We start from the raw sequence: 21,942 nt of genomic DNA, 5'->3' as shown, positions 1-21,942 counted from the left end.
GATGACCCAAGCTCTTGAGGCCCCGAAGGCTCTGGCCGGCATTCGTGTCCTCGACATGACCCATGTCCAGTCCGGGCCCTCGGCCACCCAGTTGCTGGCCTGGCTCGGCGCCGACGTCGTCAAGCTCGAAGCACCGCACGGCGACATCACCCGCAAGCAGTTGCGGGACCTGCCGGACGTCGACTCGCTCTACTTCACGATGCTCAACTGCAACAAGCGGAGCATCACCCTCAACACCAAGTCCGAGCGCGGCAAGGAGATCCTGACCGAACTGATCCGCCGCTCCGATGTGATGGTGGAGAACTTCGGGCCCGGCGCGGTCGACCGGATGGGCTTCACCTGGGAGAGGATCCAGGAGATCAATCCGCGGCTGGTGTACGCGTCCATCAAGGGCTTCGGGCAGGGCCCCTACACCAACTTCAAGGCGTACGAGGTGGTTGCCCAGGCGATGGGCGGCTCGATGACCTCGACCGGTTTCGAGGACGGACCGCCGCTCGCCACCGGCGCACAGATCGGTGACTCGGGCACCGGTGTCCACCTGGTCGCCGGGATACTCGCCGCGCTCTTCCAGCGGGAGAGCACCGGCCGCGGCCAGCGCGTCAATGTGGCCATGCAGCACGCCGTGCTGAACCTCTGCCGGGTGAAGTTGCGCGACCAACAGCGCCTGTCCCACGGCCCGTTGGCGGAGTACCCCAACGAGGACTTCGGCGAGGAAGTGCCGCGCAGCGGCAACGCGAGCGGCGGCGGGCAGCCCGGCTGGGCGGTGAAGTGCGCACCCGGCGGGCCCAACGACTACGTGTACGTCATCGTCCAGCCGGTCGGCTGGAAGCCGATCAGTGAGCTGATCGGCCGCCCCGAGCTGGCCGACGACCCCGACTGGGCGACCCCGGAGTCCCGGCTGCCCAAGCTCGGCAAGATGTTCCAGCTGATCGAGGAGTGGACGTCGACGCTGCCCAAGTGGGAGGTGCTCGAACAGCTCAACTCCCACAACGTGCCGTGCGGACCGATCCTCTCCACCAAGGAGATCATCGAGGACGCCTCACTCGCCGCCAACGAGATCGTCGTTGAGGTCGAGCACCCCGAGCGCGGCACCTTCACCACCGTCGGCTCCCCGCTGAAGCTCTCCGACTCCCCGGTGGAGGTGCACTCGTCGCCGTTGCTCGGTGAGCACAACGCCGAGGTGTACGTCGGTGAACTCGGCCTGGGCGACGAGGAACTGCGACTGCTGAAGACGAACGGAGTCATTTGATGACACAGCACGACAAGGCGGGCGTACGGGCGGTGCTCGACGCCGCCCTGGCCGAGGGCCGCAAGGCCCTGACCGCCCCCGAGGCCAAGCTGATCGCGGACGCCTACGGCATCCCGGTGCCGGCCGAGGCGCTGGCCGAGTGCTCCGACGAGGCGGTGGCCTTCGCCGACCGGATCGGCTTCCCGGTGGCGCTGAAGATCGTCTCGCCGCAGATCGTGCACAAGACGGACGCGGGCGGTGTCCGCATCGGGCTGACCTCGGCCGCCGACGTGCGCGCCGCCTACACCGCGATCGTCTCCAACGCCCGCGCCTACGACCCGGCAGCCGAGATCAAGGGGGTCCAGGTCCAGCAGATGGTGCCGGCCGGCACCGAGGTGCTGGTGGGCACGGTCACCGACCCGACGTTCGGCAAGGTGGTGGCCTTCGGGCTCGGTGGCGTACTGGTGGAGGTGCTGAAGGACATCACCTTCCGCCTGGCACCCGCCTCGCCGGACGACGCGTTGTCGATGCTCGACTCGATCCGCGCTGCGGAGGTCCTGCGCGGAGTACGAGGCGGGGCCGCCGTGGACCGTACCGCGCTGGCCGAACTGATCGTCGGGGTGTCCCAGCTGGCCGGGGACTTCCCGGAGATCGCCGAGATCGACCTCAACCCGGTCTTCGCCTCGGCCGACGGAGTGATGGCCGCGGATGTCCGGATCCTGCTGGACCCGGAGATCGCGACGCCGCGGCGCACCTACACCCGGGACGAGATCCTCACCTCGATGCGGCGGCTGATGCAGCCCCGTTCGGTTGCCGTGATCGGCGCCTCCAGCGAGGAGGGGAAGATCGGCAACTCGGTGATGCGCAACCTCATCGACGGGGGTTTCCCCGGAGACATCCACCCGGTGAACCCCAAGGCCGATGACATTCTCGGCCGTAAGGCGTACAAGAGCGTGATGGATGTTCCCGGTGAGCCGGATGTGGCGGTCTTCGCGATCCCCGCGAAGTTCGTGGCCGCCGCCCTCGAAGAGGTCGGCCGCAAGGGGATACCGAACGCCGTTCTGATCCCTTCCGGCTTCGCCGAGACCGGTGAACAGGCCCTGCAGGACGAGATCGTGCGGATCGCCGAACGGCACGGGGTGCGGCTGCTCGGCCCGAACATCTACGGCTACTACTCGACGTGGCAGGACCTGTGCGCCACCTTCTGCACGCCGTACGACGTCAAGGGCGGGGTGGCTCTGACCTCGCAGTCCGGCGGCATCGGGATGGCCATCCTCGGGTTCGCCCGTACGACGAAGACGGGCGTGTCGGCGATCGTCGGCCTCGGCAACAAGTCGGACCTCGACGAGGACGATCTCCTGACCTGGTTCGGTGAGGACCCCAACACCGAGTGCATCGCCATGCACCTGGAGGACCTCAAGGACGGTCGCGCCTTCGTCGACGCGGCGCGGGCGACGGTGCCGAAGAAGCCGGTCGTGGTGCTCAAGGCGGGGCGTACCAGTGCCGGAGCCAGGGCCGCGGGGTCGCACACCGGAGCGCTGGCCGGCGACGACGCGGTGTACGAGGACATCCTCAAGCAGGCGGGTGTCATCCGGGCACCGGGGCTGAACGACATGCTGGAGTACGCGCGGGCGCTGCCCGTACTGCCCACCCCGAAGGGCGACAACGTCGTCATCATCACCGGGGCAGGCGGATCGGGGGTGCTGCTCTCGGACGCCATCGTCGACAACGGGCTGTCGCTGATGGAGATCCCGGACGATCTGGACGCGGCGTTCAAGGCGTTCATCCCGCCGTTCGGAGCGGCGGGCAACCCCATCGACATCACCGGCGGCGAACCGCCGTCGACCTACGAGGCGACGATCCGGCTCGGCCTGGAGGACCCGCGGATCCATGCGCTGGTGCTGGGTTACTGGCACACCATCGTCACTCCCCCGATGGTCTTCGCGGAGCTGACCGCGCGAGTCGTCGCGGAGTTCCGCGAGCGTGGCATCGAGAAGCCGGTCGTGGCTTCGCTGGCAGGCGATGTGGAGGTGGAGGAGGCCTGCCAGTACCTCTACGAACGGGGCGTCGTCGCGTACCCGTACACGACGGAGAAGCCGGTGGAAGTACTCGGCGCGAAGTACCGATGGGCTCGGGCCGCCGGGGTGCTCGACTGACCCCGGCTCCTCTGAGCGAAAGGTTTGGACAGGGGGCGCTGGCCAGTTCTTTCGAAACCAAGGGGACCACACATGAGTACAGAGAACGAACGGTCGGCGACCGGGGCGGTCGCGTACCGGGAAGTGACGGACGGTAAGGGCCGTATCTACCGCGTCGGGGAAACGGACCGGGATATCCTGGGCCACTCCCGCAAGTTCATGGTGTATCTGCCGTGGGTCGCGATGATGGCCATCAGCGTGTCGGAGTACGCATACGGTTCGGCGGAGGACACCCTCTCCGCGGCTCATGGCTGGACGCAGAGCAACACCTTCTGGATCCTGAGTGTCTGGGTCTTCTTCCAGGCGGGCATCGCCTTCCCGGCCGGCTGGATGCGGGAGAGGGGGATCCTCACGGCCCGCCGGGCCATGTTCACCGGCTCGGGGCTCTGCTTCGTCGGATTCCTCGCACTCGCGCATCTCGACAACGTGTTCCTGGCGATCTGCGGTTTCGGGGTCATCGGCGGCCTCGGCTCCGGTCTCATCTACGCGACCTGTATCAATATGGTCGGCAAGTGGTTTCCCGAACGGCGCGGTGCGAAGACGGGCTTCGTCAACGGCGGCTTCGCGTACGGCTCGCTGCCGTTCATCTTCATCTTCAACTACGCCTTCGACACCGGTAACTTCGACGAGGTGCTGGACCTGATCGGCGTGTACGTCCTCATCGCCGTGGTGATCTGCGGCTGGTTCTTCAAGGACCCGCCGAAGAATTGGTGGCCGTCGGACGTCGATCCGCTGAGCTTCGCCGGCAACAAGAAGAGCGCCCAGAGTCTGGCCAAGAACCCGCCCGCGGTGAAGCAGTTCACGCCGAAGGAGGCGATCAGGAGCGGGATGCTTCCGCTGATGTGGATCACCGTGGTCATGACCGCCGGTGTCTCCATCTTCGGCATCTCCTTCCAGGTGGACTTCGCCAAGGAGGTGGGCTTCGGTCCACTGGTGGCCGCTTCGTCGATGGGTGTGATGGCCGTCGTCAACGGCGTCGGAAGGGCCGTGGTGGGGTGGCTGTCGGACCTGTGGGGCCGGAAGCTCACGCTGTTCTTCGTCATTCTGGTGCTGGGGCTTGCCCAGTTCGGGGTGATCTGGGCCGGTGACATGCACAGCGAGTGGCTGTTCCTGTTCTTCGCCTTCCTCTCCGGATTCGGCGGCGGGGCGTTCTACCCGATGTTCGCCGCCCTGACGCCGGACTACTTCGGGGAGAACTACAACGCCACCAACTACGGACTGGTCTACAGCGGGAAGCTCGTCAGTGGCCTCTTCGGTGGCGGTCTGGGATCGATGGTGGTCGACGCCTGGGGCTACAACGGCGCCTATGCGCTCGCCGGTGGCATCTCCATGGTGGCGGCGGCGATCGCCCTGCTGCTGAGGCAGCCGGGCCGGCCCAGGGGCAGCGGCATCGTTGCCAACCCGATGCCGGTCAGCCGCGAAGCGGTCTGAGCGGCCCCCGCACAGTCCGGGCAACCGGAACAACCAGCAAGCGGCCCTCCCCACGGCTCTCGTCGAGCCGCGTGGAGGGCCGCTGCGGTGGTTTCCGGCGGCGTCGGGGGCCGATGGACAGCCTGCCCGGTCAGTCCTGCTCGCGCTGGTGGTAGGTGGTGCGGGTGTGCTCGGTGTGCTCGCGCATGATCGACCCGGCGGCCTGCTCGTCGCGGGCCGAGATCGCCTTGATCAGCTCACGGTGCTCGATCCACGACTGCCTGCCGCGCAGCCTGGCGACGGGCTGGTAGTACCAGCGCACCCGGCGGTCCACCTGTGCGGCCAGCTCCGCCAGCACCACGTTGCCGGCGAGTTCCATCACCTTGGCGTGGAACTCGGCGTTGGTCGCCACCGCCAGGTCCACATCGTCGTCCGACACGGCCTGCTCGCCCTGGGCGCAGAGTTTCTCCAGCGCCGCGATCCCCGCCGTGCCGGAGTTGGCCGCGGCCAGCCGGGCGGCCTCCGCCTCCAGCAGGGTCCGGACCGACAGAAGCTGGTCGGCCTCCTGACCGGTGGGCTCATGAACGAACGCACCCTGCGCGGGCCGCAGATCGACCCAGCCCTCGGTGTTCAGCCGCTGCAGGGCCTCGCGCACCGGCTGCCGCGACACTCCGAGATGGCCGGCGAGCTCGCTCTCGACCAGATGCTGGCCGGGCCTCAGGGCCCGGGTGGTGATGAGCTCGAGCAGAGCTTCGTACACCCGCTCGCGCAGCGGCCCCGGCCGCTCCAGCTTCGGTACGGACCCTTGCGGCAGTCCTGCTGACAACATCACAGTCCCCCTCGTGGCCTCTCGGGAAGCCAACGGCACCTGGTCGAAAGAGAGTAGAACAATTGGCTATCGTCTACAGTCTACCGAGCACAATGACCAGTATGCCGCGAGGTGATGTTGCACGCGTCACTTTCGGGAGCGCCCCGTGGCCGGGCATCCCGAAGGGCCGGACTTCCCCAAGCGCCTGGGACTTCTCAGGGGCAGCGGATGACCTGGCCGGCGTACGAGAGGTTTCCGCCGAACCCGAAGAGGAGCACCGGCGCACCGGACGGGATCTCGCGGCGCTCCACCAGTTTGGAGAGCGCCATCGGAATGCTGGCGGCGGAGGTGTTGCCGGAATCGATGACATCACGGGCGATCACCGCGTTCACCGCGCCGATCTTCGCAGCGACCGGCTCGATGATCCGCAGGTTCGCCTGGTGGAGTACGACGGCGGCCAGTTCCTCGGGGGTGACGCCCGCCTTCTCGCAGACCCGGCGGGCGATCGGCGGCAGTTGGGTGGTGGCCCAACGGTAGACGGACTGGCCTTCCTGGGCGAAGCGCGGAGGCGTCCCCTCGATCCGTACCGCGTGTCCCATGTCGGGTACCGAACCCCACAACACCGGGCCGATGCCCTGCTCGTCGCCGGCCTCGACGACGGCGGCGCCCGCCCCGTCGCCCACGAGCACGCAGGTGGAGCGGTCGGTCCAGTCGGCGATCTCTGCCATCTTGTCGGCGCCGATGACCAGTGCGCGCTCCGCGGACCCGGCCCGTACCGCGTGGTCGGCGATGGCCAGCGCATGGGTGAAGCCGGAGCAGACCACGTTGACGTCCATGGTGGCCGGTGAGCCCATACCGAGCTTGGCGGCCACCCGGGCCGCCATGTTCGGGGAACGGTCGATCGCCGTGGAGGTGGCCACCAGCACGAGGTCCACGTCTTGGGGCGCGACACCCGCCGAGGCCAACGCCTTGGCCCCGGCCTGCGCGGCCAGCTCGTCCACCGGTTCCTCGGGGCCCGCGACGTGCCGGGTCCTGATGCCCACCCGGGTTCGAATCCACTCGTCGCTGGTGTCCACCAGAGCGGCGAGATCCTCGTTGGTCAGCACCTTGGCAGGCTGGTAGTGGCCGAGTGCGGCGATGCGTGTACCGGTCATGCCAGGGAGCCCCTCTGCTGCTGATGGCTGGAGCTTTCCAGTCTCGCCAGCGACTGATCGGTACGACGGCACGTAAAGCGCCAAGATTCGGGCGTTCCTCTTGGAGGCTTTACATGACGGCCCGGTATGCCGAGCCAAGAAGTCCCCAAGGAGCCGGCGAGGGCTGTGACAGCCCTTGTCGACCGTTACTCCATACTGTAGACACTATTTTGTCGACACGGCGTGCAACACAGCGCGACCACGGTTGTCGGCGACCACGGAGTTCGACCCCCGGTTTCCATCGGTACCCTCGACCGAACGGAGAGCCCTCGTGAGAGTCGCAGTTCTCGGCGCCGGAGCAATCGGCGCCTATGTCGGAGCCGCGCTGCACCGCGCAGGAGCCGACGTCCATCTGGTAGCCCGTGGACCGCATCTGGCGGCCATGAGGCAGCACGGAGTGCGGGTACTGAGCCCGCGCGGTGACTTCACCTCCCGGGTGCACGCGACGGACGACCCGGCCGACATCGGCCCGGTCGACTACGTGTTTCTGGGATTGAAGGCCAACTCGTATGCGGCGTGCGGGCCGCTGATCGAGCCCCTGCTCCAGCAGCGCACCGCGGTGATCGCCGCGCAGAACGGCATCCCGTGGTGGTACTTCCACCGGTACGGCGGCCCGCACGAGGGCCACCGCATCGAGAGCGTCGACCCCGGCGGCACCGTCAGCGCCGTGCTGTCGCCGGAGCGCGCCATCGGCTGTGTCGTCTACGCGGCGACGGAGCTGGCCGGGCCAGGGGTGGTCCAGCACCTGGAAGGGACCCGGTTCTCCATCGGCGAACCGGACCGGACGGTATCGGAGCGCTGCCTCGCGTTCAGCGAGGCCATGCGGACCGGCGGACTCAAATGCCCGGTCGAGGCCGATCTGCGCAACGACATCTGGATCAAACTACTCGGCAACATCTCCTTCAACCCGTTGAGCGCGCTGACCCGGGCGACCATGCGGCAGATGTGCGTACACCGTGACACCCGCCAGGTCATCGAAGTGATGATGGCCGAGACGCTGCAGGTCGCGACGGCGCTGGGCAGCCGCCCCGACATCTCGATCGAGAAGCGGCTGGCCGGCGCCGAACGGGTCGGCGACCACAAGACCTCGACGCTCCAGGACCTGGAGAAGGGCAAGCCGCTCGAACTCGACGTACTGCTCGCGGCGGTGGTGGAACTCGCCGAGGTGACACGGGTGCCGGTGCCGACGCTGCGCACGGTGCACGCCATCGCCGACTTGCTGGGCCGCTCGACGGCAACGGATGCCTGATTCCGCGCACCCCCGATTCGGACGCCTCCGGCCACAAACGTGGTGCGGAAGGCTTCCGTTCAGCGGCGGGCTACAGAATACTGTATGCAATAGGGCGCTGATCATCACCATGAGGAGCGCAAGCGTGAAGAAGCGAGACCGAACGCCGAAGACATACCCCCGGCTCACCCACCCTCTGGTGCGCGACGAGCACGGCGAGCTGCGCCGAGCGAGCTGGGAAGAGGCGCTGACCAGGGCCGTGGAGGGCTTCCGCGCGGCGCGCGGAGCCTTCGGGTTGTTCTCCTGCTCCCGCGCCACCAACGAAATGAACTACGTGGCGCAGAAGTTCGCCCGCGTCGTGATGGGCACCAACAACGTCGACTCCTGCAACCGGACCTGCCACGCGCCCAGCGTCGCCGGACTGTCGGCGGCCTTCGGATCGGGTGGGGGCACATCCTCCTACGAAGAGGTCGAGCACACCGATCTGATCCTGATGTGGGGCTCCAATGCCCGGTTCGCCCACCCGATCTTCTTCCACCATGTACTGAAGGGGATCCGGAACGGCGCCCGGATGTACGCCGTCGATCCGCGCCGCACCTCCACCGCCGAATGGGCCGAGAGCTGGCTGGGGCTGAACGTCGGCACCGACATCGCGCTGGCGCACGCGGTCGGCCGCGAGATCATCCACTCCGGGCTGCACAACCGGCCGTTCATCGAACGGGCCACCACCGGCTTCGACGCGTACGCCGCCGAGGTGGAGCCGTGGACCCTGTCGGCCGCCGAGAAGGTCACCGGCGTACCCGCCGAGGCCATCCGCGATCTGGCGCACACCTACGCGCGCGCCGAGCGGGCGCAGCTCTGCTGGACGCTCGGTATCACCGAGCACCACAACGGCACCGACAATGTGCGGGCGCTGATCAATCTGTCGCTGCTGACCGGCCACGTCGGGCGGTACGGGTCCGGCGTCCAGCCACTGCGCGGACAGAACAACGTTCAGGGCGGCGGCGACATGGGGGCCATCCCCGACCGCCTGCCCGGCTTCCAGGACCTGCTGGAGCCCGCGGTGCGCACCAAGTTCGAGGCTGCCTGGGACACCGTGATCCAGCCGGATTACGGGCTCAATCTCACCCACATGTTCGAGGCGATGGAGAGCGGCGATCTCCGGGCGGTCTACTGCATCGGCGAGAACCCGGCCCAGTCGGAGGCCGACAGCGAGCAGGCCATCGAGCGGCTGAAACGGCTCGACTGTCTGGTGGTCCAGGACATCTTCCTGACGAGGACCGCCGAACTGGCGGACGTGGTGCTGCCGGCGACCGCCGCCTGGTGCGAGACGGACGGAACCACGACCAGCAGCGAGCGACGGGTCCAGCGGGTCCGCAAGGCGGTCAGCCCGCCCGGCGAGGCGCGCGAGGACATCGAGATCATCTGCGATATCGCCGAGCGGCTCGGGCACGCCTGGAAGTACGCGGACGCCGAGTCCGTGTGGAACGAGCTGCGGTCGGTCTCCCCCGACCACTGGGGCATGACCTACGAGCGTCTCGAGGAACACCAGGGCATCCGCTGGCCGTGCCCCGACACCGAACGCATCGAACCGAGCTTCCTGCACGGCCGGTTGTGGGACGCCGACCCGGCGAGGCGCGGGCGGCTCGCCCCCTTTGGCATCGTGAAGCACGACCCGCCGGTCGATCTGACGGACGAGGGCTTCCCGATCCGGCTCACCACGGGGCGGCGGCTCGACTCGTACAACACCGGCGTGCAGAGCGGCAGTTTCGCCTCGCCGCTGCGCCGCGGCGAGTACATCGAGCTCTCCCCCGAGGACGCGGCGACCTACGGCGTGGAGGCCGACGAGGAGGTGCGGATCGCCTCCCGGCGCGGGTCGGTGGTCGCTCCGGTCTGGATCGAACCGGGGCTGCGCCCCGGGCTGGCGTTCATGACCATGCACTTTCCCGACGAGGTCGACACCAACCAGCTGACGATCGAGGCGAATTGCCCGATCGCCGGGACCGCCGAGTTCAAGGCCTCCGCCATACGGATCGAAAAGCTGCCTGTCGCAGCCGTGAGGAGCTGACTCAGTGGACCTGCACTTCGGTGACAGCAAGCCGACGGACGAGGAACGGGCGGCGGTCGACGCGCTGCTCGGTCCGGCCACGTCGGCATGGGAAGGCGCGGACGACCGTAGCGACGCGGATCTGCGCTGGGCCCGTGGCGGGCGAGAGGCGCGCGAGCGGCGCGACCAGCTGTTGCCGGGGCTGCACGCGATCAACGACCGGGTGGGATGGATCAGCGAGGGGGCCCTCGATTACCTCTGCCGCCGACTGACCGTTCCGCCCGCGGAGGCGTACGGGGTCGCGACGTTCTACGCGATGTTCGCGGTCAAGCCACGGCCGGCCAAGGTGGTGCACGTCTGCACGGACCTGGCGTGCGCGGCGCGGGGATCGGCGGCGTTGTGCGCGGGGGTGGAGGAGCGGCTCGGCCCCGCCGGCTCACCGCTGAACGGCGCGACCTGGCAGCCGAGCCCGTGCCTGGGCCTCTGCGAGCGGGCTCCCGCAGCACTGATACTCCAGGCAGGCGAGCGACCCCCCACCGCCGGACCGGCCGTATATCAAGCCCCTCCGACCGCACCTCACCTCCCACCGGAGGTATATGAAGCCCCTCCGGCGATTGAGGAGCGGGGTCCGGGGCAGAGCCCCGGTATCCCCAGCGGCAGCGGCAGCATGATTCGGCGCCAGGCCTCAGCCGTCGTCGCCCCCGCCACCGCAGAGGCGATCGCCCTCGCCACCGCGGCCCCCGAGACCGCCCCCGCCGAGCCCGCCGCCGCCATGGCGGTACCGCAGGCCGGCCAGGAGGGCCTGACCCTGCTGCAGAGGGTCGGCGTCATCGACCCCGCCTCGCTCGATGACTACCGCGCCCACGGCGGCTACGCCGCACTGCGGCGGGCCTTCGACATCGGCCCCGCCGCCGTGACCCGGGAGGTGACCGACGCGGGGCTGGTCGGGCGCGGCGGTGCGGCGTTCCCGACCGGGCGCAAGTGGCAGGCCACCGCGTCCCAGCCGGACCATCCGCACTACCTGGTCTGCAACGCCGACGAGTCGGAGCCCGGCACTTTCAAGGACCGCGTGGTGATGGAGGGCGACCCCTACGCACTGGTCGAGTCGATGACCATCGCCGGATACGCCACCGGGGCGAACCAGGGGTACCTCTACATCCGGGGCGAGTACCCCCGCGCGGTGGCCAGGATGGAACACGCCATCGACCAGGCCCGGTCCCGCGGTCTGCTCGGTGAGAACGTGCTGGGCCAGGGGTATGCCTTCGACATCGAGGTGCGGCGCGGCGCGGGCGCGTACATCTGCGGCGAGGAGACCGCCCTGTTCAACTCGATCGAGGGCTACCGCGGTGAACCCCGTTCCAAGCCGCCCTTCCCGGTGGAGAAGGGACTCTTCGGGAAGCCGACCGCGGCCAACAACGTCGAGACACTGATCAATGTGCTGCCCATCCTGGCGATGGGCGCGGCAGCCTACGCCGCCATCGGTACGGCGACGTCCACCGGGCCGAAGCTGTTCTGCGTCTCGGGCGGTGTGCGGCGGCCGGGGATCTACGAGCTGCCGTTCGGCGCGACCCTCGGCGAGCTGCTCGAACTGGCCGGCCCGCCGACGACCCTGCGGGCCGTGCTGCTCGGCGGGGCCGCCGGCGGCTTCGTACGACCCGACGAGCTGGACATCCCGCTCACCTTCGAAGGGACCCGGGCAGCCGGTACGACCCTCGGCTCGGGCGTCATCCTGGTGATCGACGACAGTGTCGAACTGCCCAGGATCCTGCTGCGGATCGCCGAGTTCTTCCGCGACGAGTCCTGCGGTCAGTGCGTGCCCTGCCGGGTCGGGACCGTACGGCAGGAGGAGGCGCTGCACCGGATCCTGGACCGCGGCGGCGCCGAGGCCGCCGCCGACATCACGCTGCTGCGCGAGGTCGGCAGGGCCATGAAGGACGCCTCGATCTGCGGTCTGGGACAGACCGCCTGGAATGCCGTGGAGTCGGCCATCGACCGGCTGGGTGTCTACGCGACAGCCGGGCCCGAGAGGAGCGCCAAGTGACCGCGATACCGCTTCAGCCGCCGCGTCGGCTGGTTGAATTCACGCTCGACGGCCAAGAGACCAGGGTCCCCGAGGGCTCGACGATCCTCGACGCGTGCCGGGCGGCCGGCAAGGACGTACCGACGCTCTGCGAGGGCGACACCCTCACGCCGAAGAACGCCTGCCGGGTGTGTGTCGTGGAGGTCGAGGGCGCCCGCACGCTGGCGCCCGCCTGTTCGCGCCGCGCCGAGGCGGGCATGGAGGTGCAGACCGACACCGAGCGTGCCCGGCACAGCCGGAAGATCGTCCTCGAGCTGCTCGCCTCGTCGACGGATCTCTCCACCACACCGCGGGCCGCCGAGTGGATCAAGGAATACGCGGCCGAGCCGGACCGCTTCGGGGCCGATGCGGCGCGACTGAACGAAGAGCCGAAGGTCGACAACGACCTGTACGTCCGTGACTATGACAAGTGCATCCAGTGCTACAAATGCGTGGACGCCTGCGGCGAGCAGTGGCAGAACACGTTCGCCATCTCGGTGGCCGGCCGCGGGTTCGACGCCCGGATCTCCACCGAGCACGACGCCCCGCTCACCGACTCGGCGTGCGTCTACTGCGGCAACTGCATCGAGGTGTGCCCGACCGGAGCGCTCAGCTTCAAGTCGGAGTTCGACATGCGGGAGGCGGGTACCTGGAACGAGTCGGCGCAGACCGAGACGACCACGACCTGCGCCTACTGCGGGGTCGGCTGCAACGTCACGCTCCATGTCCAGGACAATGAGATCGTCAAGGTCACCTCGCCGCACGACAACCCGGTGACCCACGGCAATCTCTGCATCAAGGGCCGCTTCGGCTTCCAGCACGTACAGCAGCACTGATCGAGGAGTGGGACGGATTCCTATGGGCCGGGTCACCGAACGCCGCCGTGTCATCCGCATCAGGGACGGGTCCGTGACGGCCCGGCCGGACACCCTGGTGGCCGAGGAGCCACTGGAGATCCGGCTGGGCGGCAAGGCGCTCGCCATCACCATGCGTACCCCGGGCGACGACTTCGCGCTCGCGGCCGGCTTTCTGGTCAGCGAGGGCGTGCTGGGCTCGGCGGACGAACTGCAGTCGATCGTCTACTGCGCGGGGGCGACGGGTGGGGGCCCCTCCCGCGCGAGCGCAGCCGAGCGTGGGGGAGGCGTCAACACCTACAACGTGGTGGATGTGAAACTCGCGCCGGGCGTCGCCCTGCCGGACATCACGCTGGAGCGCAACGTCTACACGACGTCCTCGTGCGGTCTGTGCGGAAAGGCCAGTCTGGACGCGGTCCGGACCACCGCTCGCTTCCCGATCGCCGACACTCCCCCGGTCCGGGTCGAGCCGGAGTTGCTCGCCCTTCTCCCCGACCGGTTGCGGGCCGCGCAGCAGGTCTTCGACCGGACCGGGGGCCTGCACGCGGCGGCGCTCTTCTCGGCGGAGGGGGAACTGCTCGACGTCCGTGAGGACGTCGGCAGGCACAACGCGGTGGACAAGCTGGTCGGCCGGGCCCTGCAGAACGACCGGCTCCCGCTCTCGCAGGCCATCCTGCTCGTTTCCGGCCGGGCCTCGTTCGAGCTCGCCCAGAAAGCGGTGATGGCAGGCATCCCGGTGCTGGCCGCCGTCTCGGCTCCGTCCTCACTCGCCGTCGATCTGGCCGCCGAGACCGGTCTCACCTTGATCGGGTTCCTGCGCGGCTCCTCCATGAACGTGTACGCGGGCGACGAGCGGGTCGCCCTGCACACCGGGGTCTGACACGCCCCGCGGCACGGGTCGGTGGACCGGCCGGCGGGGAGCGCCCCCTGCGCCGGCCGGTCCTGGGCCCGTGCCGGGTTACCGCTGCCCTTACGGCTCCGTGCACCGCGCAACGGCAGTACGGTCGGGGACATGACCCGTGAGCCGTCCGCATCCCAGCGCCGGGTGGTGCGTACCGCCGACCCGGAGTCGGGGCTGCTCCAGGGCCCCGCGCCGGCCCTAGCCGCCCTGGTCGCGCAGGGTCTGGCGGTGCGCCACCCGCGACCGCCCCACCGCCACTATCTGACGGCGGCCGGGCGCCGGCTGCGGGACCGGCTGGACTCCGAACCGCTTCAGTTGGTCCCGCCCCCGGTGCCCGGACCGGCAACGGCGATCGGGGTGTTCCGAGCCCGCACCGGCATGGAGGACGGCGCCGCGGACGGTTCGCCGGACGGCTCGGCTGAGGACCCGCAGCGTGCGCGGGAAGTGCGCAGTGCCTGGGACGGTCTGCTGGAGATGCGACGGGTCACCAATCCCGACCGTTCCGTGGAGCGGCCGTGCGGCTGGGAACGTACGCATCTGACGCAGGCCGCGGCCCTCGCGCTGGAGGCGGGCCGCTGCCGTGGGTATCTGGTGAGCGAGTCGGCGCAGCCCGAGGCGGTGCGGGTGGACGGGCCGGACTCGGCCGCGTACACCCGGGCGCTCGAGCAGGCGGGGTGGCAGACCTCGGCCCATGCGGACCGGCGGGCGGGGTCGGCGTATCTGCTGGCCTCGCCGCGGCGGAAGTAGCGCCCCTGTCACCAGGTCACCTGGTCACCGCACGGCCGCTGCCTCGGCCGAAGACCCGTGAGCCTCAGCGCCGACCGCCCGGTCGCTGTCGCCGGCCCGGTCGCTGTCGCCGGCCCGGTCGCTCTCGTCGGGCAGTGGGTCGCGCGAGCGCCGCTTGGCGATCACCGCACACACCATCAGCTGCATCTGGTGGAAGAGCATCAGCGGCAGCACGGCCAGTGACGCCTGCGCGCCGAACAGCACACTCGCCATGGGCAGTCCGGCCGCCAGACTCTTCTTCGAACCGGCGAACTGGATCGCGATCCGGTCACCCCGTCCGAAGCCGAGCCGCTTGGCGCCGTACCAGCTCAGCGTCAGCATCACGGCCAGCAGCAGAGCCTCGACCACGAGCAGCCCGAGCAGCCGGGCGAAGCTGACCTGGTGCCAGATGCCGCGGACCATCCCTTCGCTGAACGCCGTGTAGACGACCAGCAGGATCGAGCCCCGGTCCACATAGCTCAGGATCTTCTTGTTCCGCACCAGGAACCCGCCCACCCAGCGCCGCAGCAGCTGACCCGCCAGGAACGGCACCAGCAGTTGCAGCACGATCTTCAGCAGCGAGTCGGCGGAGAAACCCCCGCCGGCGCTGCCCAGCACCATGGCGGCCAGCACCGGGGTGACGACGATCCCCGCCAGCGAGGAGAAGGAGCCCGCGCAGATCGCCGCGGGCACATTGCCGCGGGCGATGGAGGTGAAGGCGATCGACGACTGGATGGTCGAAGGCACCAGACAGAGAAAGAGCAGTCCGTTGTAGAGCTGCGGTGTCAGGACCACCGGGACGAATCCCTTGGCCGCAAGGCCGAGCAGCGGGAAGGCCACAAACGTACAGACCAGAACCGACAGGTGAAGCCGCCAGTGCTTCAGTCCCTGCACCGCCTCACGGGTGGAGAGCCGCGCGCCGTAGAGGAAGAAGAGAAGCGCCACCGCCCCGGTGGATGCTCCGCCGGCCACGTCTGCGGCCCCGCCGCGGGCCGGCAGCAGCGCGGCCAGCGCCACCGTCCCGATCAACGCGAGGATGTACGGATCGATCGGCAGCCAGGACGGAAGCTGCAACGTGCGGCGGCTCATGTTCTCCACTTGCTCTCGGGGATCGGTTCGTGCCCTCTCCATCGTCCACGCGATCCTCATGATCGGGAATCCTGCATACCACTCTGACTGATATCACGTACCGCTATAACCTGGCTCCATGTACGACCCGGCGCAGCTGCGCACCTTCCTCACCGTGTCCCAGACGCTGAGCTTCACCCAGGCCGCCCAGCGTCTCGGCCTGCGGCAATCGACAGTGAGCCAGCACGTGCGCCGGCTGGAGGGCGCGACCGGCCGCACCCTTTTCAGCCGCGACACCCACAGCGTGGAACTGACCGAGGACGGTGAGGCGATGCTCGGCTTCGCCCGCACGATCCTCGGTGCCCACGAACGGGCGGCGGCCTTCTTCGCCGGCTCCCGGCCGCGCGGGCGGTTGCGCTTCGGCGCTTCGGAGGACTTCGTACTCACCCGGCTGCCGGAAATCCTGGAGTCCTTCCGCACCGCTCACCCCGAGGTCGACCTGGAACTGACCGTCGGGCTCTCGGGCACCCTGCACGAACAGCTCGCGGCGGGCGGACTCGATCTGGTGCTCGCCAAGCGGCGTAGCACCCGCAGCCACGGCGAGTTGGTCTGGCGATCCACGCTCATCTGGATCGGCGCGCCCCGCCTGCACATCGACCCGCAGCGCCCGCTCCCGTTGATCCTCTTTCCGCCGCCCGGCATCACCCGTGCCCGGGCGCTCGAGGTACTGGAGCGGCACGGGCGCTCCTGGCGCATCGCCTGTACGAGTACCAGCCTCAGCGGACTGATCGCGGCGGCGCGGGCGGGCCTCGGCGTCATGGCGCACACCCGGGGGCTGGTCCCGCCGGGCCTCACCCAGATCCCGGCGCGGGCGGGACTGCCGGAACTGGGCGATGTGGACTTCGTACTGCTGCACGGGCGGGACGGAGCACGGGCGCAGGACGCGGCGGATGCCTTGGCCTCGGCGATCCTGGCGGGGGCGGACCGGTTGCACCGACAGGTGTAGAGGCTCAGGCACCGGCAGGGCGGGATCGCCGCTCCTCGTTCTCCTGCCACGTTCCTGGAAGGTTGGCCTGTACCTGCCCTTCGCAGGTCAATGGGGTGAGCGGTCATGGTGCCTTCTCCGTACAGATTCGGTGGAGATTCCGGCTCCCGGAACTTACTGTTCGGTCAGGAGAGCGCCCAAGGCTTCCCCATGTAGGGACAATTCACCCGACGACATCTGTCAATTCCGCACATCTCCGACCACTCGATCCCTCTCCCGCCCGACTCCGCCTTGCGGTACCGTCACGCGCTGTGCGGAGCGTCACATAGGAGCAGGTCACTTGCGCGAGTTCACTGTCCCACCCATGGTGACGGCGCCCCAGGTCGGCGGACTGGCGGACGTCGTGTTCGATTACGCCGACGAGGACCCCCACCGGGCGGCGCTCGGCCGGAAGAAGGACGGCCGCTGGCACGACGTGACGTCGCGCGAGTTCCGGGACCAGGTGCTGGCACTGGCCAAGGGCCTGCTCGCCGACGGCGTGCGGTTCGGCGACCGCGTCGCGATCATGTGCCGCACCCGCTACGAGTGGACGCTCTTCGATTTCGCGCTGTGGACGGTGGGCGCCCAGTCGGTGCCGGTCTACCCCACGTCCTCCGCCGAGCAGGTCTTCTGGATGCTCTACGACTCCGAGGTCACGGCGTGCATGGTCGAGCACGAGGACCACGCCATGACCATCGGCTCGGTGATCGACCGGCTGCCCAACCTGCGGCGTCTCTGGCAACTGGACGCCGGTGTGCTCGACGAACTGCTGAGAGCCGGCGCCCAGGTCGACGACGAGGTGGTGCACCGCCATCGCCGGGCGGTGACCCCCGATTCGGTCGCCACCGTGATCTACACTTCCGGGACCACCGGGCGCCCCAAGGGCTGTGTGATCACCCATACCAACCTGATGTACGAGGCGGACACGATGGTCGCCCGCTGGGAGCCGGTCTTCCAGTCCAAACGCGACGACAACGCTTCGACCCTGCTGTTCTTGCCGCTGGCGCATGTTTTCGGCCGGATGGTGGAGATCGCGGCGGTCCGTGGCCGGGTCAAGCTCGGCCACCAGCCCGAACTCGCCGCCCGGGCACTGCTGCCCGACCTGGCCGCTTTCCGGCCCACCTTCATCCTGGCGGTGCCGTACATCTTCGAGAAGGTCTTCAACGCGGCACGGCGCAAGGCGGAGGCCGACGGGAAGACCGGGCCCTTCGAGAAGGCCGTCGAGGTGGCCGTGCGCCACGCGGAGGCCATGGAGCAGAAGGCCTTCGGTATGGGGCCCGGACCATCGGCGGGGCTGCGGATGCAGCACCAGTTCTTCGAGAAGGTGGTCTATTCGAAGGTGCGCGACGCGATGGGCGGCCGGGTGCGGCACGCGATGTCCGGCGGTTCCGGGATGGACCGGCGGCTCGGGCTGTTCTTCGCGGGCGCGGGCGTCACCATCTACGAGGGCTACGGACTGACGGAGACCTCTGCGGCAGCGACGGCCAACCCGCCCGAACGCACCCGCTTCGGCACGGTCGGCCAGCCCATCCCCGGCTCCACCGTGCACATAGCCGACGACGGCGAAGTGTGGGTGTACGGCCGGCACGTGTTCGCCGGATACCTCAACTCCCCCAAGGCCACCGACGCCGTACTCAACGACGGCTGGCTGGCCACCGGCGACCTCGGCGCACTCGACGACGACGGCTATCTCACCATCACCGGGCGCAAGAAGGAGATCCTGGTGACCTCGGGCGGCAAGAGCGTCTCGCCGGGCGCCCTGGAGGAGCGGGTACGGGCGCATCCGCTGGTCGCTCAGTGTCTGGCCGTCGGCAACGACCGGCCGTACATCGCCGCACTCGTCACGCTCGACCAGGAAGCCGTCGAGCACTGGCTCACCATGCACGGCAAGGAGTCGCTGCCACCGGCCGCCCTGGTCCGCGATCCCGACCTGGAGACCGAGGTCAGACGGGCGGTGGTGGCCGCGAACACGCTGGTCTCGCAGGCCGAGTCGATCCGTACGTTCCGGATCCTGGCGCATCAGTTCTCCGAGGAGCACGGGCTGCTCACCCCTTCGCTGAAGCTCAAGCGCAAGGCGATCGAGACGGCGTACAGCGAAGAGGTCGAGGCGCTGTACCGGTGACGGGCCGGGGGGTGGCAATCCGGCACACTCCGTGATCCTTCATCATGGATGGACCAACCGACGACGTACGAGGAGTCAACCGCTCGTGAGCAAGGTCCCCTCCATCACCCTCAACAACGGTGTCGAGATGCCGCAGCTCGGCTTCGGTGTCTGGCAGATCGCCGACGACGAGGCCACGAAGGCCGTGGGCACAGCCCTGGAGGCCGGTTACCGCAGCATTGACACCGCAGCCGTCTACGGCAACGAAGAGGGCACCGGCAGAGCGATCGCCGGCTCGGGGATCGCGCGTGACGACCTGTTCGTCACCACGAAGCTGTGGAACACTGAGCAGGGCTACGACTCCACGCTGCGCGCCTTCGACACCTCGCTGGGCAAACTCGGCCTCGACTACGTCGACCTGTATCTGATCCACTGGCCGGTCCCGGCCAAGGACGCCTACCTGGACACCTACCGGGCCTTCGAGAAGATCTACGCGGACGGCCGGGCCAGGGCGATCGGTGTCTCCAACTTCCTTCCCGAGCACCTGCGGCGGCTCCTGGACGAGACCTCGGTGGTTCCGGCCGTCAACCAGATCGAGCTGCACCCGCACCTTCAGCAGGCCGAGTCACGCGCCTACCACGCCGAGCACGGTATTCGCACCGAGGCCTGGTCACCGCTCGGCCAGGGCAAGGGGCTGCTGGAGGTTCCGACTCTCGTCGCGATCGCCAGGAAGCACGGCCGCACGCCGGCCCAGACGGTGCTGCGGTGGCATCTGCAGACCGGGAACATCGTGATTCCCAAGTCCGCGACACCGTCCCGGATCAAGGAGAACTTCGACGTCCTCGGTTTCGAGCTCGATGCCGACGACCTGGCGGCGATCGCGGCGCTGAACGAGGGCAAGCGGCTCGGCTCCGACCCGGCGACGATGAACCTGGGCGCCTGACCCGCTACCGGCTTCCGTCAACGGAGCGCCGGCTGACGCTGTCCCGAGGCGCCGGACGAGTTCGCCCCGGGCCGTCCGGCGCCGAACGCGATCAGCCGGTGGACCGGGTCGGGCCGGCGGATGCCCGGGGCGGGCAGCGCGACGAGTTCCCCCGCGAGCCGCTCCGCTGCGGCGCCGCGCACCGCGAGCCGGGAGGCGTATCTGCCCAGCAGCACATCCTCCGCCGTCGCGCTCGGTGTCCGGCCCTGGCCGTAGCCGGTGAAGGAGGCCTCGCCGACCGGGCGCATGCCGTGTCCGGCCGCGTACCGCTCGATGAGGTCGGCGCGGTCGCTGGGGTTTCTCGAACGGTGCGGAGCGAGCACGGCGTCTATGTCGCTGCCCACGTCGTGGCCCTCGTCCTTGTCGACGGTCGTGATGAACACCCCGCCGGGACGCAGGACCCGAGCAGCCTCGGCCACCACCGTCCACGGCTGCGGGAGCATGTGCAGCAGCCATATCGCGCCGACCGCGTCCACCGAGGCGTCGGGCAGCGGCAGTCGGCGGACATCGGCGAGGACGATCGCGCCGGCCATGCGAGCGACCGCCTTCCGCGCCATGCCGTGAGCGGCGTCCGCGCCGACGGTCCGCAGGCCCGGGCGGACCAGGCGCTCGGTGACGATCCCGGTGCCGCAGGCGATGTCCAGCAGCGTGCGGGCACCGGCGGGCACCAGGGTCAGCACGGCTTCGGCGGCGGCCTCGGCCCGGGGTGTTCCGCCACGCGTCGCGTCGTAGACGGCGGCCTCGGCTTCGTAGTCCAGCATGCCGCCATCCTGTCAGGCGGCACCGTGCCCCGGGGCGATGTCCTCGACGCGCCGGGCCAGGCCGAAGTCCTTCTCGGTGACCGCCCCTCCCGCGTCGTGCGAGTTCACCGTCAGGCGGACCGTGTTGTAGCCGAGGGTCAGGTCGGAGTGATGGCCCAGCTCCTCCTGGATCTGGGCGATGTGAACGACCAGCGCGGTGGCGGCGAAGTGGTGCGGAAGGCGGTAGAGGCGAGCGATCCGGTCCCCCTCCAGCGACCAGCCGGGCAGCTCGTGCAGCCGGTCCTCGATGTCCTTCCGCGGCAGCGGGGCAGCAGGCATGTGCGGGGCTCCATCCCAGTAGCGGTGTCTGCGAGGTTACGGTCCGGGTATGACAACTGTCGCGCTCGACACAGGGGTGGGGCCGCTGCTGCGCGGATGGCGCCGGGTGAGCCAGCTCGAACCGGCCCTGCGCGCCGAGTCCTCGGCGCGCCACGTCAGCTTCATCGAGACCGGCCGCGCGCGCCCCAGCGAGGCGATGATCCTGCGGCTCGCCGGACATCTGGACGTCCCGGCGCGCGAGCGCGACGCGCCGCCGGCCATCGAGACGTTCCTGCCGGCCGATCCGGCGACGGTCGAGCATCTGCGGTCGATCGGGCGGTAGGCCACACGCACGCTCAGTCCCGGTTCGCGTGCCGCGCCCAGAGCGGGATCGCGATCCAGTACAGGACGAACCAGCCGACCATGGCGCCGACCAGCCACATGGCGGTGGTGTTGTGCACCGCGACCCGCAGGATCAGCAGCAGGGACGACGCCGTGGTGCAGAGCAGCAGGCCGAGTCCGAGAACGGTGAGCCGGGAGGCCCAGACGACGGTCTGCGGCTTGAGCCGCTGTCCGGTGAGGAGCCGGTGCAGGGAGACCGGCGCGATGAGCGCGCCGGTGGTGGCGGCGCCCAGCATCACGGTCACCACGTAGATGTGGCGGTCGGTCTGCGACAGCTCGCTGAAGCGCTGCTGGAAGACGACCGTCAGCAGGAAGCCGAACAGGATCTGCACGCCCGTCTGGGCAACCCGCAGCTCCTGAAGCAGGTCCGTCCATTTCCGGTCGGCCCGCTGCTCCGGCGTCTCGTGGCGCCCCCATCCGTCGTCGCGGCCGTCGGCGCGGCCCGGGCCGTTTTCGCTCACTCGCATAGACTGCCCGCCGGTACGGCGCCCTGAAACCCGCGTCGTCGGTCGTGGGGAGGCGAGGGAACGTGCACGAGACACCTGTGAACGCCTCGGTGCGCCGGGGAGTGCCAGCCGCAAGGACCCGGTGGGAGCTCCTGACGGCAACCAGGGACGGC

The 21,942-nt window shown here is 69.3% G+C and carries 18 protein-coding genes and 1 pseudogene; 13 read left to right on the top strand and 6 right to left on the bottom strand.

What is annotated here, in order from left to right; all coding sequences use genetic code 11:
* Window position 1 precedes the first annotated feature (1 nt).
* The 3 genes from frc to AB0M87_RS20895 all read left to right on the top strand — a co-directional run bounded on the left by frc (window position 2) and on the right by AB0M87_RS20895 (window position 4,854).
* Window positions 2-1,249 carry a formyl-CoA transferase gene (gene frc / locus AB0M87_RS20905; RefSeq protein WP_365855000.1) on the top strand — a complete coding sequence of 416 codons (1,248 nt, stop codon included), beginning with the start codon at window positions 2-4 and terminating at the stop codon, window positions 1,247-1,249.
* On the top strand, window positions 1,249-3,384 hold the full coding sequence (locus AB0M87_RS20900) for an acetate--CoA ligase family protein (protein ID WP_365854998.1): 2,136 nt from the start codon (window positions 1,249-1,251) through the stop codon (window positions 3,382-3,384). Before frc ends, AB0M87_RS20900 begins: the two co-directional genes overlap by 1 nt.
* Window positions 3,385-3,456: 72 nt before the next feature.
* The gene (locus AB0M87_RS20895) at window positions 3,457-4,854 is read left to right on the top strand and encodes an OFA family MFS transporter (protein ID WP_365854996.1); all 1,398 of its coding nucleotides are present in this window, start codon (window positions 3,457-3,459) and stop codon (window positions 4,852-4,854) included.
* Window positions 4,855-4,984: 130 nt separating this feature from the next.
* Here AB0M87_RS20895 and AB0M87_RS20890 read toward each other — a convergent pair whose 3' ends face one another.
* A complete protein-coding gene (locus AB0M87_RS20890; protein ID WP_365854994.1) occupies window positions 4,985-5,662 on the bottom strand; it encodes a GntR family transcriptional regulator in 678 nt (225 codons plus the stop codon).
* A 194-nt stretch (window positions 5,663-5,856) separates the two neighbouring features.
* Complete coding sequence (locus AB0M87_RS20885; protein WP_365854992.1) at window positions 5,857-6,795, bottom strand: beta-ketoacyl-ACP synthase III; 939 nt, start codon at window positions 6,793-6,795, stop codon at window positions 5,857-5,859.
* A 310-nt stretch (window positions 6,796-7,105) separates the two neighbouring features.
* Here AB0M87_RS20885 and AB0M87_RS20880 point away from each other — a divergent pair, with 310 nt between their 5' ends.
* The 6 genes from AB0M87_RS20880 (at window position 7,106) to AB0M87_RS20855 (ending at window position 14,670) form a co-directional block, all read left to right on the top strand.
* Entirely contained in the window at window positions 7,106-8,083 is a 978-nt protein-coding gene (locus AB0M87_RS20880; RefSeq protein WP_365854990.1) for a 2-dehydropantoate 2-reductase, read from the top strand.
* Window positions 8,084-8,192: 109 nt separating this feature from the next.
* Complete coding sequence (locus AB0M87_RS20875; protein ID WP_365854988.1) at window positions 8,193-10,130, top strand: molybdopterin-dependent oxidoreductase; 1,938 nt, start codon at window positions 8,193-8,195, stop codon at window positions 10,128-10,130.
* Window positions 10,131-10,134: 4 nt separating this feature from the next.
* Window positions 10,135-12,150 (top strand): NAD(P)H-dependent oxidoreductase subunit E, encoded by a 2,016-nt coding sequence (locus AB0M87_RS20870; RefSeq protein WP_365854986.1) that lies wholly within the window; start codon window positions 10,135-10,137, stop codon window positions 12,148-12,150.
* Window positions 12,147-13,004 (top strand): 2Fe-2S iron-sulfur cluster-binding protein, encoded by an 858-nt coding sequence (locus AB0M87_RS20865; RefSeq protein WP_365854984.1) that lies wholly within the window; start codon window positions 12,147-12,149, stop codon window positions 13,002-13,004. Before AB0M87_RS20870 ends, AB0M87_RS20865 begins: the two co-directional genes overlap by 4 nt.
* 22 nt (window positions 13,005-13,026) lie before the next feature.
* Window positions 13,027-13,902: a formate dehydrogenase accessory sulfurtransferase FdhD gene (gene fdhD, locus AB0M87_RS20860; protein WP_365854982.1), complete on the top strand. Its 876-nt coding sequence runs from the start codon at window positions 13,027-13,029 to the stop codon at window positions 13,900-13,902.
* Window positions 13,903-14,034: 132 nt separating this feature from the next.
* Entirely contained in the window at window positions 14,035-14,670 is a 636-nt protein-coding gene (locus AB0M87_RS20855) for a hypothetical protein (protein ID WP_365854980.1), read from the top strand.
* A gap of 24 nt (window positions 14,671-14,694) precedes the next feature.
* On the opposite strand, the gene AB0M87_RS20850 is transcribed toward AB0M87_RS20855, so the two are convergent.
* Window positions 14,695-15,777: a bile acid:sodium symporter family protein gene (locus tag AB0M87_RS20850; RefSeq protein ID WP_365854978.1), complete on the bottom strand. Its 1,083-nt coding sequence runs from the start codon at window positions 15,775-15,777 to the stop codon at window positions 14,695-14,697.
* Window positions 15,778-15,895: 118 nt separating this feature from the next.
* On the opposite strand from AB0M87_RS20850, the gene AB0M87_RS20845 reads away from it, so the two are divergent.
* The 3 genes from AB0M87_RS20845 to AB0M87_RS20835 all read left to right on the top strand — a co-directional run bounded on the left by AB0M87_RS20845 (window position 15,896) and on the right by AB0M87_RS20835 (window position 19,824).
* Window positions 15,896-16,762 (top strand): LysR substrate-binding domain-containing protein, encoded by an 867-nt coding sequence (locus AB0M87_RS20845; RefSeq protein WP_365854976.1) that lies wholly within the window; start codon window positions 15,896-15,898, stop codon window positions 16,760-16,762.
* 343 nt (window positions 16,763-17,105) lie between these two features.
* Window positions 17,106-18,902 (top strand): AMP-dependent synthetase/ligase, encoded by a 1,797-nt coding sequence (locus AB0M87_RS20840; RefSeq protein ID WP_365855408.1) that lies wholly within the window; start codon window positions 17,106-17,108, stop codon window positions 18,900-18,902.
* An 85-nt stretch (window positions 18,903-18,987) separates the two neighbouring features.
* Complete coding sequence (locus AB0M87_RS20835) at window positions 18,988-19,824, top strand: aldo/keto reductase (RefSeq protein ID WP_365854974.1); 837 nt, start codon at window positions 18,988-18,990, stop codon at window positions 19,822-19,824.
* Window positions 19,825-19,841: 17 nt separating this feature from the next.
* Here AB0M87_RS20835 and AB0M87_RS20830 read toward each other — a convergent pair whose 3' ends face one another.
* On the bottom strand, window positions 19,842-20,624 hold the full coding sequence (locus AB0M87_RS20830; protein WP_365854972.1) for a class I SAM-dependent methyltransferase: 783 nt from the start codon (window positions 20,622-20,624) through the stop codon (window positions 19,842-19,844).
* A 12-nt stretch (window positions 20,625-20,636) separates the two neighbouring features.
* Window positions 20,637-20,942, bottom strand: coding sequence for a 4a-hydroxytetrahydrobiopterin dehydratase (locus tag AB0M87_RS20825; RefSeq protein WP_365854970.1), 306 nt, complete (start codon window positions 20,940-20,942; stop codon window positions 20,637-20,639).
* Window positions 20,943-20,991: 49 nt separating this feature from the next.
* On the opposite strand from AB0M87_RS20825, the pseudogene AB0M87_RS20820 reads away from it, so the two are divergent.
* Window positions 20,992-21,192, top strand: a pseudogene (locus tag AB0M87_RS20820) (helix-turn-helix transcriptional regulator); the annotation flags it as partial.
* 85 nt (window positions 21,193-21,277) lie between these two features.
* Here AB0M87_RS20820 and AB0M87_RS20815 read toward each other — a convergent pair.
* The gene (locus AB0M87_RS20815) at window positions 21,278-21,784 is read right to left on the bottom strand and encodes a DUF6328 family protein (RefSeq protein ID WP_365854968.1); all 507 of its coding nucleotides are present in this window, start codon (window positions 21,782-21,784) and stop codon (window positions 21,278-21,280) included.
* Window positions 21,785-21,942 lie beyond the last annotated feature (158 nt).

Source organism: Streptomyces sp. NPDC051320 (assembly GCF_040682175.1).
Classification (GTDB): Bacteria; Actinomycetota; Actinomycetes; order Streptomycetales; family Streptomycetaceae; genus Streptomyces.
The sequence above is the reverse complement of the archived record's forward strand: the minus strand, read 5'-3'. Positions and strand labels throughout refer to the sequence as shown.

Coding starts and splice junctions, on each gene's coding strand:
- AB0M87_RS20875 (WP_365854988.1), top strand. CDS start 8,193: ATGAGGAGCGCAAGCGTGAAGAAGCGAGACCGAACGCCGAAGACATAC.
- AB0M87_RS20830 (WP_365854972.1), bottom strand. CDS start 20,624: ATGCTGGACTACGAAGCCGAGGCCGCCGTCTACGACGCGACGCGTGGC.
- AB0M87_RS20850 (WP_365854978.1), bottom strand. CDS start 15,777: ATGAGCCGCCGCACGTTGCAGCTTCCGTCCTGGCTGCCGATCGATCCG.
- AB0M87_RS20855 (WP_365854980.1), top strand. CDS start 14,035: ATGACCCGTGAGCCGTCCGCATCCCAGCGCCGGGTGGTGCGTACCGCC.
- AB0M87_RS20840 (WP_365855408.1), top strand. CDS start 17,106: ATGGTGACGGCGCCCCAGGTCGGCGGACTGGCGGACGTCGTGTTCGAT.
- AB0M87_RS20845 (WP_365854976.1), top strand. CDS start 15,896: ATGTACGACCCGGCGCAGCTGCGCACCTTCCTCACCGTGTCCCAGACG.
- AB0M87_RS20895 (WP_365854996.1), top strand. CDS start 3,457: ATGAGTACAGAGAACGAACGGTCGGCGACCGGGGCGGTCGCGTACCGG.
- AB0M87_RS20890 (WP_365854994.1), bottom strand. CDS start 5,662: ATGTTGTCAGCAGGACTGCCGCAAGGGTCCGTACCGAAGCTGGAGCGG.
- AB0M87_RS20825 (WP_365854970.1), bottom strand. CDS start 20,942: ATGCCTGCTGCCCCGCTGCCGCGGAAGGACATCGAGGACCGGCTGCAC.
- AB0M87_RS20900 (WP_365854998.1), top strand. CDS start 1,249: ATGACACAGCACGACAAGGCGGGCGTACGGGCGGTGCTCGACGCCGCC.
- frc (WP_365855000.1), top strand. CDS start 2: ATGACCCAAGCTCTTGAGGCCCCGAAGGCTCTGGCCGGCATTCGTGTC.
- fdhD (WP_365854982.1), top strand. CDS start 13,027: ATGGGCCGGGTCACCGAACGCCGCCGTGTCATCCGCATCAGGGACGGG.
- AB0M87_RS20885 (WP_365854992.1), bottom strand. CDS start 6,795: ATGACCGGTACACGCATCGCCGCACTCGGCCACTACCAGCCTGCCAAG.